The organism is Paraburkholderia agricolaris (genome assembly GCF_009455635.1).
Lineage (GTDB): Bacteria > Pseudomonadota > Gammaproteobacteria > Burkholderiales > Burkholderiaceae > Paraburkholderia > Paraburkholderia agricolaris.
Window position 1 is genome coordinate 568,601 of record NZ_QPER01000002.1, and the last position, 13,566, is coordinate 582,166.

10 protein-coding genes are annotated in these 13,566 nt (G+C 57.9%); 6 read left to right on the forward strand and 4 right to left on the reverse strand.

Annotated features, from left to right (window positions below):
- Positions 1-342: 342 nt before the first annotated feature.
- Positions 343-1,902: a hypothetical protein gene (locus GH665_RS24065; RefSeq protein WP_153139568.1), complete on the forward strand. Its 1,560-nt coding sequence runs from the start codon at positions 343-345 to the stop codon at positions 1,900-1,902.
- 106 nt (positions 1,903-2,008) lie between these two features.
- Here the strand turns inward: GH665_RS24065 and GH665_RS24070 are convergent, their stop codons facing one another.
- From GH665_RS24070 to GH665_RS24085, 4 genes are all read right to left on the reverse strand, one after another.
- Positions 2,009-2,941 (reverse strand): glycoside hydrolase family protein, encoded by a 933-nt coding sequence (locus tag GH665_RS24070; protein ID WP_153139570.1) that lies wholly within the window; start codon positions 2,939-2,941, stop codon positions 2,009-2,011.
- A gap of 99 nt (positions 2,942-3,040) precedes the next feature.
- Positions 3,041-4,153, reverse strand: a complete 1,113-nt coding sequence (locus GH665_RS24075) for a glycosyltransferase family protein (RefSeq protein WP_153139572.1) — start codon at positions 4,151-4,153, stop codon at positions 3,041-3,043.
- A 74-nt stretch (positions 4,154-4,227) separates the two neighbouring features.
- Positions 4,228-5,235 (reverse strand): ATP-grasp fold amidoligase family protein, encoded by a 1,008-nt coding sequence (locus tag GH665_RS24080; protein WP_153139574.1) that lies wholly within the window; start codon positions 5,233-5,235, stop codon positions 4,228-4,230.
- A gap of 54 nt (positions 5,236-5,289) precedes the next feature.
- A complete protein-coding gene (locus GH665_RS24085; protein WP_174771753.1) occupies positions 5,290-6,204 on the reverse strand; it encodes a GlxA family transcriptional regulator in 915 nt (304 codons plus the stop codon).
- Positions 6,205-6,234: 30 nt separating this feature from the next.
- Between GH665_RS24085 and GH665_RS24090 the strand changes: the two genes are divergently transcribed.
- The 5 genes from GH665_RS24090 (at position 6,235) to GH665_RS24110 (ending at position 13,564) form a co-directional block, all read left to right on the forward strand.
- Positions 6,235-6,597, forward strand: coding sequence for a hypothetical protein (locus GH665_RS24090; protein ID WP_153139578.1), 363 nt, complete (start codon positions 6,235-6,237; stop codon positions 6,595-6,597).
- Positions 6,598-7,450: 853 nt separating this feature from the next.
- Entirely contained in the window at positions 7,451-9,787 is a 2,337-nt protein-coding gene (locus tag GH665_RS24095; protein ID WP_246216347.1) for a polysaccharide biosynthesis tyrosine autokinase, read from the forward strand.
- A 64-nt stretch (positions 9,788-9,851) separates the two neighbouring features.
- Complete coding sequence (locus GH665_RS24100; RefSeq protein ID WP_153139581.1) at positions 9,852-10,967, forward strand: glycosyltransferase family 4 protein; 1,116 nt, start codon at positions 9,852-9,854, stop codon at positions 10,965-10,967.
- A 24-nt stretch (positions 10,968-10,991) separates the two neighbouring features.
- Positions 10,992-12,431 carry a hypothetical protein gene (locus GH665_RS24105; protein WP_246216348.1) on the forward strand — a complete coding sequence of 480 codons (1,440 nt, stop codon included), beginning with the start codon at positions 10,992-10,994 and terminating at the stop codon, positions 12,429-12,431.
- A 122-nt stretch (positions 12,432-12,553) separates the two neighbouring features.
- A complete protein-coding gene (locus tag GH665_RS24110; protein WP_153139583.1) occupies positions 12,554-13,564 on the forward strand; it encodes a glycosyltransferase family 2 protein in 1,011 nt (336 codons plus the stop codon).
- Positions 13,565-13,566: the final 2 nt, after the last annotated feature.

Genomic DNA, 13,566 nt, shown 5'->3' on the forward strand with positions numbered 1-13,566 from the left:
GCTATTCGTCTGATCAAACGTTTGCGCATTGTGTGGTGGCAGAGTTTTGAGTAGCAGTGAAGTAGCGTTGTCAGGTTGTCTCCCATCGGTTTCTAACGCAGTAGGACGCGTATGTCGGATCGCCACAGCGATCGGTGACGCTCGTCCGCTGGATAGCCGCATCTAATCGAGTCTTGCCTCGGACCGTTTAATCAGGCTTTGAACTGCGCCCGGAATACGCAAGAAGATCTTTTTCCATAATTAGGATCGCGAAGTAAACCGCGTTATCTATAAGCATTCTCTGATTCGAAAACTCTAAAAATCACTATTTATATTTTTATCGACAGTGGAAAATATTCGGCCATGGTAAAACGACGTCAATTTATGAGCGGGCTAGCGGCCCTGGGTGGAAGTTATCTTTTGAGCGCCTGCGGCGGCGGTTCGGAAGACGGTAGCAACGGCACGGCTGTATCGGCTGCCAGCAAAGCTACGGCGCACGCGAGTGCTGCATCCGCGAGCGGTACGACAATCCCCCCGGCAGCTTCGATTACCGACAGCAGCGGCGCGGTATGGACGCTGTCGGGCGGCGTGCTATATCAGAACGGCGCGGTAGCAGGGGTTAACTACAACGTTGTGCTCGCGCTGTGGATCAATGGCAGTATCTATCACGAAAACGCGAGCGGCCAGTTCTATCAATGGAACGGCTCGGCGTGGGGAAGTTGCATCGATCCGCGTCTGGGCACCGTCTCAGCCGACGGCACCACGCTGCCTTCCGCGCCATACATCCTCGATAAGTCGGGTGCGAAATGGACCCTCGTGAACGGCGTCGTCTATAAAAATGGCACGGTGGTAGGCGTCAACTACAACGTATCGCTCGTACTCTGGTATGGCGGCAAGATCTATCATTGCAACACGAGTGGTCACTTTTACGCGAACGCGGAGGTTTCCTCTCAATGGTTGGCCTGTACCGATCCTCGTATCGCCGTCGCGCCGGCCGCGGGTAGCTTCTTTGGTATCAACGGGCACTACGACTACACCTACACGCCGGCGCAACTGGTCACGACGCTCAAGGCAATGGGTTGCACCAGCTATCGTGTTGGCTGCACGTCCGACCCGACCCAGATCAACGCAGTGGTCAAACTGGCGCAAGCTTTCCAGTCGGCGGGGATCAAGCTGCTGGTGTTGATTAACCAGGGGCTCTACGACAGTACCGGCAAGCTCTTCAGCGGTGAGTCGACCGCTTACAGCGCAGGCTACTCAGCGGGCTCAGCGGTTGCCGGAGCGCTGATGGGGTACGGTGTGACCATGTACGAGTGCGGCAATGAACTGACGCGCGATGGCGCGATCATTCTGGACTCCACCAACGCAGGGACCAAGGCGCTCGACTTCAACAACGCGAACTGGCCGGTCTTGCGCGGCGTGATGCGCGGCATGATCGACGGGGTGAAATCGGTTCAGTCTTCCGCGAAGTGCGGTATCAACTTCTGTGTGAACGACGTTGGCGCGTCCGATGCATTGTGGGAGGGTACTCAACCGGACGGAAGCAGCGGTTATCCGGCGGTGCGCTGGGATATCACGACCTGGCACAACTACGAAGTCTACGGCGATATCTTCAACATCGGCACAGACGGCGCAGGTCCTGGCTTCGATCTGCCGACGTATTGCAAAGCCCGCTACGGCGTGCCTTTCATCATCTCCGAGTGGAATACGGGCCCGGAGCAAACTGAGGCTTATCGGGCAAACTACATCACCACGCAACTGGGCCAGTTCTATCCGGCGAGAAAGACTCACAACATCCAGTCTGTGATGTACTACGTGCTTGATAGCGGCAACGAGACGTTCGGCATTATGATGAACGGCTCGCCAATCAACCCGTCGTACAGTGCATTTACGAGCTTTACCTCGGCCAACGCCGACAACTAAGCCGGTAAGCATCGGGTTACGCAGTGAATCCGGTCTCCTCCTGAATGTGCAGGGGAGACCGGGTATCTTTGGTTTTCCCGCTACTCAACCTGGTGTGCGGTAGAGATCACAAAAGCCGATCGATATCAGTCTCATTGAACTGAGCGATGATCGCTTCCGAATCATTGACACCAATCCCGACCGCTACGGTTCCATTGTGAACCGCCAGCCCGCAGCAGAATTCCACGCCGTACTGTTTCCAGTAGAACGGTTCGGAAAGCACGGCATTCCAGTTCCGGTCAAAATAAACAAACCGGTGCTTGTAGAGATGCTTTTTTCCTCGACTGCGCTCGTGTACGACGCACAGCCAACCTTCCTTCCACTCGACTAGCTGGGATGATCCCAGCAGGCCTTTCGGCACCTTCAATGGTTTCGTGAGCGATACGGTTGCGCCATGTTCGCTGATCTCGACAATGGTCAACGGGTTCATCGTATGTACCGCGTAGAGCTTGCCTTCGGACACGAAAGGCATCCAGTTCTTCTCGCGACTGAAGCCAAATGGCGACTCGATCAGGTAGCTCTCCACAACACGCTCGCCAGATATTTTCTGAAGCGCCATCGTGTTGGTGTCGCCCGCGTTGCTGCGCGCGCTGCCCAGACACCACAAGGAATCTTTCCAGAAGAAGGTCCGCAGATCTTCGAAGCCATCGCGAGATTTACCCGGTACATTCCTGAACGCCGTGTCTTCCAGAGCGTTCATGCGTAGAACATTCAGATTCGCGGACAACTCGCCGATGTAGTTGACGGTGTCGTAGTCTTGACCATGTAACTTCACGCCGCCGCTTTCCATCAGTTCGTAGTTAACCGAACGAACAACGACGGTGTAGCCATTTCCGTCAAAGCACAGCGATGGATTGCAGGGGCGGTATTCACCCGGAATCCTGACTGAAACGAACGTCGGGCGCAGAGTATGGAACAGTCGTTCTTCCTGAGGGCGCTCGGTGACGTATCGATACAGAATAGTCCTGAGCCGTCCCGGAACCAGTTGTGAAGTGAGCATTCAGGTCTTTCTCCCGCGCATGGTTTTACTGAGTCTGAAATAGAGCGCTTCAACGCCGCCTGGACATCAGGTTCGCTGAGCGATGTGCCGCTGCCTGCGCTAAACAACGGGCTTCTCAACCGCGTCCCGGTGGCCTTCAACGGCCTCAAAGAACTGCTCGTAGCGCCGGCAACAGGCGTTCCAGCCGAATTCGTCGATAGCCAGATTGCCCGGGTTGCGGGCAAGCGCCGGCCACGATGCGTTAACCGAATGGACAATTGCGGGGAGTTCGGAGATGTCATTGAACAGAATGACATTGTCGAACTTCCTGGCAGCCCACACCATGAAAGGGGTTGCGCGCGAGATCAGCAACGGCACGCGTCCAATGGCTTCGAAGAACGCGCCACTCACCAGCATCGAGTCGGCCGCGTGCGGCAGGATCAGTACGTCGCTATCGGCAATGCTCTGCGCAAACTCCGCGTCGGTCAGGAACCTCGCGTCGAGCTGAACGACGTTCCGCAGCGATCGTCTATCGATGATTTCATTCAGTGTCGCGAGGTAGGCCTCAGTGCCGTGTCCGGCAATATGCAGCTTGCACTCGTCTGGCCAGACGTCGAGTAACGCGTCAATCTGCTTGTATGGGCGGATCACGCCGAGCAACGAATACAGTGGCATCGCGCCGTCCTTCCTCGGTGTGGTGGGTGCCTGTCCAGGGGCGTCCCAATAGAGTGGATGCGGCAGGTACTGCGCGTTGTACTGCGCCTGGAAGTCTGGCGCGTGGACCACGCGGAAATCCGCCAGGCGGCGCACGAGCGCAATGATTCGCATCGACAAGCGCCTGTTGAAGCCAATCGTATCGTGGACCGCGTGATCGTGGATGAAGTAAACCGCCTTCGCCCGCCCGATCAGCATGAGCGAACAGTAGAACGCGAACAGCAGCGACCCTGTCAGGCTCAACCGGGCAGTGCCTTTGTCACGTTTGAATGGCCGGTACTCGAGCCAATGGAAAGCGAGAATGTTCCCGGGTTTGAACAGTTGGAAGAACCCGCCGTTGAGTAGGCCCTTGATGGAAAGCGGCACGACGTCGTAACCGATCGAGCGGTAGAGATCTTTCTGAATCTGTATATAGCGATTCGTGGGGTTGGTGAAGGGGCACATCATCACCGTGGGCCGTGGTTTGTCCGCCGTCCTGGCGTCCGCCGTGCGGGGCACTTCGTCGCTAGCTTGCGTCATCTGTACTGCTCCGGTCGGGTTGAGGGGTGCAGAGACATTGGGTGAAGCAGGTATGCAGGTTAGAAAATACCTGCTCAACCCAGCAATTTTCCCCACTCGTAGTCGATGCTGTCGGGCGTAAAGGGCAGTACACCCGCGCCCGGTGTGAAGGTCAGCTCACCGAAGAAGACCTGGTTGTCCGGCGCATATAAGTCAACACGGACATAGTCGAAGTCTTCACACAGCGTGGCCGCGATGTCCAGCACGGATGCCAGATTCTTTGGGCGCGGAGCAGGCTTGGCGCTCCGTTTGTAGTAGCCGATGGCTACATCGAGATGGTTCCAGTCGACGTCGTACACGTCGCCGTGCGTCGCTTTTCCGAACCTGTCGGATATCACCAGGATGTAGATGATGGGGCGCCCCGGCCGGCCGCCAAAACAATGCAACTTGTAATCGGCGGGTATCTGGCCCGATTGGTCCAGAAGGAGTTGTTCAAAGAAGATTCGCGGCTTGATCGTGCGGTAATGCCTCTCGCGGGCGACGTAGTAGAACTCGGTGGACAGCCACTGCCCGGCGAGAAGTTGCAGTTTCTCGAACGAAGTCTCGGACTTGTCTCTGACGATTTCGACGAAAGTGCTGCCGTGGTTCGCCTTCATGACGAAAGAACCTGGCAGCGCGTCGAAAACCTCGCGCGTAAACACCTCCGGCGCCGAAATCAACGGTATGAGGTGCTTCTCTCCTATCTTGGCCGCTATGTACTCCCGCACCGACAGTTTGTCGGTCAGGCTAATGTAGCGAGGATCCGGTCTGAGGTTTCGTTGCAGGATCTTTTCGTTGAAGGTCGCCGGGCGGAGAAGATTCGGATAGCGGCCAATGCGCTTGTGATGCAGCATACTCAGGAACAGGGAATCAGGGAGCATGCACTTTGCCGCCTCCTTGAGCCGTCTGACCGTGGAAACTGACTGCGGCGTTGGCCGATACGGATCTTCCTGTACGAGGTTCGCGTGTTTGGCCACGATGATTTCAGAAGGCGGTGCTTCCTTGTGTGCTGGCGTGGACGTGGCGGCTTTCTGGTCGAACTGTGCGGACTTGGTGGTCGTCATGTTTCGATCCATGGCTGATGGCGTCGCAAGGCTGCAGTCCGAAAATCGGCGCGCTTATCGCGCGATCTCAGTCGCGGTATTCCAGGCTTCCTCGGGCGTCGACCATGGCTCCTCGGAATCAATGTGCTGTTGCGCGCGGAATTGCGTGGGCGAGACGCCGTAGCGCTCCTTGAACAGCCGGCCGAGTCGATTGCCGTCGCCCATGCCGCATCGTCTTGCGATTTTGTCGACGGGCAGATCGGTGTTTCTTAGCATTGCGCGGACAACGTCAAAGCGCGTACGCAACAGGTATTCGAGAGGGGTCATGCCGAATTCGCATTTGAAGCGACGCTGGAAATTGCGCTTGCTCATTGCAGCGAATTCTGCTGCTTTGGCGACTGAGATGGCCTGGCTGTAGTTTTCCTTGATCCAGCGGGCCGATTCGCGAATCTTCTCGGTTGTTGTGACGATGCTTGCATCGTCGAGATCATGCGTGTTTCGTTCAATGTAATTCGGCTGGAGTGCACGAGCGATCTTTCGCGCGGTCTCCGAATCCAGGTCGCGCTCGATCTGCGCGAGTGCCAGATCGGCGGGCGCGACGCCGCCGCCGGTGCTCGCACCACCGCCGCCATCGTCAAAGAAAAAGACGGGTACGGTTGACTGCAACGGGTTCCTGCATACCACAGCAAGGCTCGCGCCTTGCTGAATGCCACGGGATGCGATCGATCCGTGGCGCGAGATCCATGAAAGAAAGCGGCCGTTGGACTCCGCGGTTCCAGTGGTGTCGCGGCAGGCGACAAAGAAGGCGTGGAAATCGGCCAGGTTGTATCGTTCGAGGCTTTGCGTCCAGATCAGGATACTCGATGAGCTTGTCACGAGTCCGCCTTCGTCGGACAGCACTGAGAGCCGATACGGAGGCTCGTCGCCACCCGCTTTTTCGAACTCATTGGCAAGCCGGAAAGCATCGCCGACCGCGCCGGTGGTCAACATGGAACAGTCCTGGAAAATCAGGAGGCCAATATGTTTCACCGCTTTCATTCCATTCTGACACTCATTGATGCACGACGTAAGAAAACTCCTGGAAGTCATCACGCTAATTTCTCCAAACACGCAATCACGATACGTAAAGAGATTAGCGCATCGAAATTTTCAGAACGAGCTTGGCCGATGTTCCAGGTGTTTTGGCGTAATTGTCATGATCGGGGAAATTCTTACCTTGAAATTTCCACAAAAAGCACTTTAATAGTATTCCCGGTCAGAAACTTTTTCCGTGCGTGGCGACCAGGTTTGCATCAGGCCGATCGTCGGTTGAAGGCCCATCTGGCCCGTCTGGAAAGGGATCCCGCCCGTCTCAAAATTTCAAACGTGCGTTTTCGCGTGTGAACTGTCACTAAACTTCCGTTACAGCATCGCACTCGAATTGTGCAACTCTGTTACAGCAGTTACAGATAGCAACAACGCTTTCTGAATTCATAGCGTTCGTAATGCACTCAACTTAATCGGCCATTAACACCCGAATTTATGCCGTCGGCGATATGGTGCATTCTTTTCGAGCTATGCTTCACCGCAACATGAATAGAAAAATTCGCACGGGAGTTTGTGTTGAATTGTGAATCTGTTCGTTGGGTAATTTGCTTGAAGACGCCGTCCAGCCGCTGTGGCAAGGGCAGACATATCCATTACCGATTACCAGGACCGCAGAAGGCCTTGTATGGTCAGCATGCGCGAAGTCACGAAGCAGGTGCCTGATCGCGCGTAGTTGCACTCATAGGGTTCCAGCGGTATTGCGCTCGTCGTCTCGCGCTGGGCGTCCAGGTCAGCGGATGTCTGGGACGCCACGCGCGCATACAAAAGATTGACCTTGCAGGTGGAGACCGGCAGTAGGCGGGCTTGTCCATGGCGAGGCTTTCTCACGAGATGTCCGTGCGGCCTGATGCCGGCGTCGTCGAAATCAAGTCACTCACTATGGTCATGTCCGCCTGTTGTGGAAACGGCGTGGCTGCTTGTTCGTAATGCACCGCGAAACCGGTTCATGGCGTGTATTGACAATACATGTAGTAGTACGAATGCACGAGGGCTTCGGCTCTTCCACCCAACCTGACCCAGCACGTAACTTCGAGGTGCTGCCGGCCGTGTTTCATTCACGTTCGGCGGCGGTTCCAGATCACGAACTGGTGGTGCAGCAGAGCGGTAACGAATCATTACTCTGCCCATCGAACATGGAAGGATCAAACCGGTGGATTACTACCCTGCAAATTCGTTCTCTCCCGCTCCCAGCACGGAGCGTGGTCAGCTCAGCGCAGGCGCAATGCTCACGCTGATGCGCGATCACATCTGGGAGATCGTGGGCACAGCTGTCGTCGTGCTGGGTCTGGCGGTGGTTTATCTGCTCATCGCAACGCCGATCTACTCAGCGGATGTTCTGTTGCGTGTCGATCCTCCCGAACCTAATGCGCTCGGACTCGCCTTGCAGAATCAGGAGAGTCTTCCTCCGCCGGCACCGGCGCCCGTGACTGAAATGGCCGTGATACGCAGCCGCGCGGTACTCGATCCGGTCATTGAGAAATTCCGCTTCGACGTGTCAGTGACGCCGCATAAGTTTCCTTTACTCGGGGATATCGCGGAGAAATTTGCCACACCGGGAGAACCGGCGGCGCCGTGGCTCGGTTTGAAGTCGTTCGCGTGGGGCGGGGAGCGCATGGAGATCGGCGCGCTCGATGTACCGCAGGATCTCGAGGAAGAGAAGCTGACGCTGGTTGCTCTTGGAAATGGCGCGTACGAGTTGCGTGGTCCGTCGGATCAGCTTCTTGTAAAGGGTGTAGTGGGTGCGCCCGTCAAGAATAACGGTGTTTCCATGCTTGTGAAGCAGTTGGACGCGCGACCGGGCACGAAGTTTGAAGTTATTCGCTGGAACGAGATCGACGCAATCAAGCGATTTGGAACACTGGTCAAGGTCGGCGACAAGGTAAAGGACTCTGGCCTTATCCAGATCGAGTACACGGACAAGAGCCGGGATAAGGCCACTGAAGTCGCCAACGCGTTGGGCGATCAGTACCTTGCTTATGCGATCGCCGCCCGGCAAGCCAACGACACGACTACGCTGGCGTTCATTAATGGGGAACTGCCCCGTTTGCTGGCGGACCTCAGAAAGGCCGAGGATGCGTTGAAGCGTTTCCGTGGGGCTTCGCAATCCATGCAGCCGACGAGCGAAGCACAAGCGTATCTCCAGGGCGGCCTGGACATCGACAAGCAGATTGCGAGCCTGCAGATACAGCGTACGCAACTCCTGGATCGCTACACGGCGGATAGCCGCTGGGTACAGACGGCCGACCGGCAGATCGCACAGTTGCAGGACGCGAAGGCGCAATTCGACGGCCATTTCAATGGCATGCCGTCGTCCGAGCGTCAGAGTGTCGATCTGATTCGCGCGCAGAAGGTGGCGGAAACAATCTACCTAGGGATGGTGCAGAAAGCCGAGCAATTGCAGGTTCGGCGCGCAAGCACGACAGGCGGTGCACATATTGTCGACCCCGCGATCAGACCTCACCGGCCGGTCAAGCCGCAGCCCGAAATCGTGCTTGCGGGTGGCGTGATACTCGGACTCCTGTCCGGCGTCGTGCTCGTATTCATGCGCCGTCACGTGATGACCGGCGTAACCGATCCGAGGTACGTGGAAAGCCGCATGAGCGTGCCGGTCTTCGGCGAGATTCTGTTCAGTCAGCAGCAACTGCTGCTTGACCGTCACGGCGTGGGCCGCAAGGCACTCCCTGGTGTGGGAGGACGGTCCAGTCAACCGCTTGCGCGAAGTGCCGCGGATATGCAGTTTGTTGGCGGCGCCGCCGGAATGGGGGTTGCAGGATCCCGGAGTGATGACAACACCAGAGTGCTCGCCGCACGGTTTCCGAACGACATGTCGGTCGAAGCGCTTCGCGCTGTGCGTACGTCGGTGGCGCGCGACCTCGCGCACGCGCGCAATAACCTCCTAATGGTTATCGGACCGACGCCTTCCGCGGGAAAGAGCTTTGTTGCGGCGAACCTCGCAATCCTGCACGCGGAGGTCGGCTCGCGCGTTCTCCTGATAGACGCCGATATGCGCCGGGGTCACCTCGCCTCGTTGTTCGACGGAAACAACCGTGGCGGTCTTTCGGAGGTGCTTTCGGGGCAGCTAGGTTTGCGTAATGCCTTGCGCGCAACCGGTATCGACGGTTTGACGTTCCTGTCCTGCGGCGCGCGGCCGGAGAACCCCGCCGCGTTGCTGATGAAGCCCCAGTTCAAAGAGTTGCTGTCGCGACTCACTGGCCAGTACGACATGGTGATCGTCGATACGCCACCGTTTCTCGCCGTCACCGACGCTTCCATTATCGCGAGTGAAGCAGGCTCGGCGCTGCTGGTATTGCGCTCGGGAATGCAGAGCGAGCAGGAAATTGCGGACACGGTCAAGAAGATGGCGCGCGCCGAAGGGCGCATTGCCGGTGCCGTCTTCAACGGCATTCCGCTTCTGCGAAGCACACGGAATTACGACTACGTGACGAACTATGGCAGCGATTTCGGCGATCTCGAAGCAACGCATTGATGAGGTACCGGCCGCGGGAAGCTTGCGGTCAGATGGTTTGTGGCACCGTCAAACGGAGAAGCCGATGGCCTTTGCAATTAACGGAAAGTTCACTTCGCAGGCAGTCACCGGTGTTCAGCGTGTGGCGTATGAACTCACGCGGGCCATGCAGATGAGTGCAACGCCTGGGAATGAACTGGAAGTTTTCGTGCCTCGGAACGTTGTCGAGCCGGGCACGCACCTCAAGCGGAAACGGTGCTTTCCGTGGCTGCGCGGCACGCTTTGGGAGCAGATCACGCTGCCTGTCGCGGCGCGAGGAAGGACGCTTCTCAATCTGTGCAATACCAATCCGCTTCTCAAGCGCGGGCAAATCGTCATGGTTCACGACATGGCGATCTACGATGTGCCGCAAGGCTTCTCCCGGAAGTTCCGGCTCTGGTATCGCGTTTGTTTCGGCATGCTGCGGCGAATGGAGCCGGTGCTTCTGACGGTTTCGGCATACTCGAAGATGCGGATCTGCCATCACCTGAAGGTCGATGAATCGCGTGTCACGGTTATCACGCCTGGCGCGGATCATCTGGATCGGGTCATATCGGATCCGGCCGTCATGACACGTCTGGAACTTGTGGAAGACGCGTATTGCGTGATCGTCGGCAGCCTTGATCCACGAAAGAATCTGCAACGTGTTCTGGAAGCGATCGATAAGCTCGGGCATCTGAAAGACGTGAAGTTCGTCATTGTTGGCGGCCGCAATAAACGTATCTTCAGCAGCGAGGAAAGGGCACTGCGGACCGATTCCAGCCAGATTGTATGGGCGGGCTTCGTGTCGGATGGCGAGTTGAAGTCGTTGTATGAGAATGCCGCCTGCCTCGTTTTTCCCTCCTTGTACGAAGGATTCGGACTGCCGCCGCTCGAAGCGATGTACTGCGGCTGCCCGGTGATTGCTTCTTCGCGGACCTCGATCCCGGAAGCATGCGGCGACGCCGCCATGTACTGCGATGCGACCTCGGCGGACGATATCGCGGCGAAGATCTCCCAGATGATGGCCGATAGCGAACTGCGGCAACGTTACCGGACCAGGGGCGTGACTCATGCACGTGAGTTTCGCTGGGAACACTCGGCGCGACAGGTGCTGCAGATTCTCTACGGTCACGCCGGCGCTCCGTTGCCGGAACTGGCGCCCAGCGCGTCGGCGAGCTAGCCCATGTTTGTGACCAGGCGAATCATGCGGGTCACGAGCATCGCCGGCAGACGGCGGGCGTTGCGCCTACTCGCCGCGCTCGCCGCAGCGGGGACGCCCCTCGCGCGTGGCAAGACTGCGCCTTCGCTCACGCCCGGGTCGCGATCGCAGGGCCTGCGTGGCCGAAGGATGACGGAGTTGATTGGTTCGAATGGTTGGGCAGGTGCGGCCAGCGACGTTCAGATGTGGCGCGCAATGGGCATCAGTTGGGGGCGAGGCTCGGTTGGCCCGGGTCAGGCGGACGGGCCACAAGACGTCATGCGCATCGACAAGACCAGTTCGGCGTTCGACGCCGAACTGCCGCCGGCGTTGCTTGCAAATGACCGCAACGGGATCGGCTCGCTCCTGCTGCTCGGCTATACGCCGGGATGGAACGCGAGCGTACCGGGCGACGGTAATTCGGCACCAGTGGATGTGGACGCGTGGGAACGGTACGTCGAAGCCGTGGTTCGCGCCTATTCCGCGCCGCCTTATAACCTGCGCTATTTCCAGATCTGGAATGAGGCCGCGGGCAGGTTGTCAGGCGGACTGGCCCAGGCGACTTTCTGGCATGGCCCGGATGCCGACGGCAACGTAAAGAGTTCGAAGCCCTATGCGCGTGCCATGCAGGATTACGTCGAGCGCATCCATATCCCGGCGGCCCGCATCATCCGCAAGTATCACGCGTACGTTGTGTATGGCGGATGGCCGGACCAGGGCGGTCTCGACAACTTCAGAACATGGCTCGAATACAGGAGCCCGGTGTTGAAGGAACGGATGCTGGATTGGGTCGATTACATCGACACGCACTATCTCCCTGTCGCCGATCTGGATTCCCTGTATCAGCAATACGTGAGAAACGGTCCCGCGCGCGGCATCTGGCAAACGGAGATCGGTGACGAGTACATGAAGGACCCGCACTATTTACCGCGCTATTTCTTCGACTTCGCCGTGTGGGCACTCGACAGAGATTGGGACCATCCGAACAAGTACCTGTCGATGATTTACCACTGGGATGGTTACGAGCCGTTCCGTCTGACGCATCGCGGGCCGCCCAGACGGACCTACAACCCATCCGGGCGAAGCCTGGTTGTTCTGAATCAGACAGCGAACGGATCGCTTGCAAGCTTTGCCAAGCCGTTGCAATTCGATCCGGGAGCTTCTGGAAGTGCATTGCTCTCCGGCCATGACGTCGTGATGCAGGTCAGTGCGGCGCCGGGCTGGCAAAGCGTCGCGGTGGCAGGACTCAAACCGCTTGCTTCACGCAATGCGCGGGTGGAGTTCATCGACGCGCTGAGCGGCACGGCGAGTGCTCAGGACAATGTTGCGCTGGCGTGGAACGAGCAGACCCTGAAGATCCGCTTCAAGGTGCCGGATCGAGTCAACGGGGCTGACAACAAACCGCCCAGGCATCTTGCCTATGTCGTTGTTCGTGGGGGCGCTTAACTGAACCGGATCAATACAGACGATGTTCAACTCGTGCGAATTTGAGTACTTGCAGCATGCATCGGTCGTTTCACGGTCGTCGAATTTCGGCTGATCGAACCTCTGGATAGCGTCGACATATCATGAACCATGTCACTGTCGTGATCTGCAACTACAACTACGAGAACTATCTCGCCACGGCGATCGAGTCGGCGCTCGGGCAGGACTATCCGGCGACGCGCGTCATAGTGATCGACGATGGTTCGACCGACGGGTCGCGCGCGATCATCGAGACGTTTGGGACGCGGATCTCTTCGATACTCAAGGAAAACGGCGGCCAGGTGTCCGCTTACAACCACGCGATCCAGGTGCTCGAAACGGACTATGTGATTTTCCTCGACTCCGATGACGTGCTGTATCCGGGCGCGGTTTCTGAAGTGATGCGGATCTTTGCGACCGGCGATTGGGTCAAGGTGCAGTTTCGTCTGGACGTCATGGACGGCACGGGCGCGTCGACCGGCGCCTATGTACCTCACGTCGATCCGCCCGCCGATTGCGGGAAGTTACTGCTGGGCGGCTGGCTGTATCCGTCGCCGCCGGCATCCGGTAACGCATACAGCGTGAGCGCGCTCAGACGCATTTTTCCGGTTCCTGAGGCGGGCATCAATCGCTACGGTGCGGACTTTTACGCAATCTACGGTGTAGCGCTGGTAGGTCGTGTCGCCGCGGTACGAAAGTCGTTGGGGGGGTATCGCGTGCACAACGCGGGCGGCGCGACGGTGTCGTTCGCCAACTCGGAGCAGCTCAACAAAGCGCCGGAAGCCGTCAACCTGAGATGGGCAATATTGCGGGATATCGCAAGGGCCCGGCTCCAGGTGGAGCTTGCACCGACATTTCACGACTTTGCACTCGAGAAGACGCGCTTCTGCTCAAGCGTCTATCGGGCGACGCTGCAAACGCGGTGGCGTTGGATGTTGCGGGATTCGGGTCACTATTTCCACACCATCGTCGCGAATCCCTTCTGGAGTCTCAAGAAGAAACTCGGCACGCTTGTTCTGTCAAGCCTGTGTCTCGTCCCTTACTCGCCGCTTTCTGACTTCGTGGTGCGGTATATCGCCAACCCGCTTGCCCGTCGTCGCGCGGTGGGGCGTTGAAG

Coding starts and splice junctions, on each gene's coding strand:
- GH665_RS24105 (WP_246216348.1), top strand. CDS start 10,992: ATGCGGGTCACGAGCATCGCCGGCAGACGGCGGGCGTTGCGCCTACTC.
- GH665_RS24110 (WP_153139583.1), top strand. CDS start 12,554: ATGAACCATGTCACTGTCGTGATCTGCAACTACAACTACGAGAACTAT.
- GH665_RS24070 (WP_153139570.1), bottom strand. CDS start 2,941: ATGCTCACTTCACAACTGGTTCCGGGACGGCTCAGGACTATTCTGTAT.
- GH665_RS24065 (WP_153139568.1), top strand. CDS start 343: ATGGTAAAACGACGTCAATTTATGAGCGGGCTAGCGGCCCTGGGTGGA.
- GH665_RS24100 (WP_153139581.1), top strand. CDS start 9,852: ATGGCCTTTGCAATTAACGGAAAGTTCACTTCGCAGGCAGTCACCGGT.
- GH665_RS24075 (WP_153139572.1), bottom strand. CDS start 4,153: ATGACGCAAGCTAGCGACGAAGTGCCCCGCACGGCGGACGCCAGGACG.
- GH665_RS24080 (WP_153139574.1), bottom strand. CDS start 5,235: ATGACGACCACCAAGTCCGCACAGTTCGACCAGAAAGCCGCCACGTCC.
- GH665_RS24085 (WP_174771753.1), bottom strand. CDS start 6,204: ATGTTGACCACCGGCGCGGTCGGCGATGCTTTCCGGCTTGCCAATGAG.
- GH665_RS24090 (WP_153139578.1), top strand. CDS start 6,235: ATGTTTCACCGCTTTCATTCCATTCTGACACTCATTGATGCACGACGT.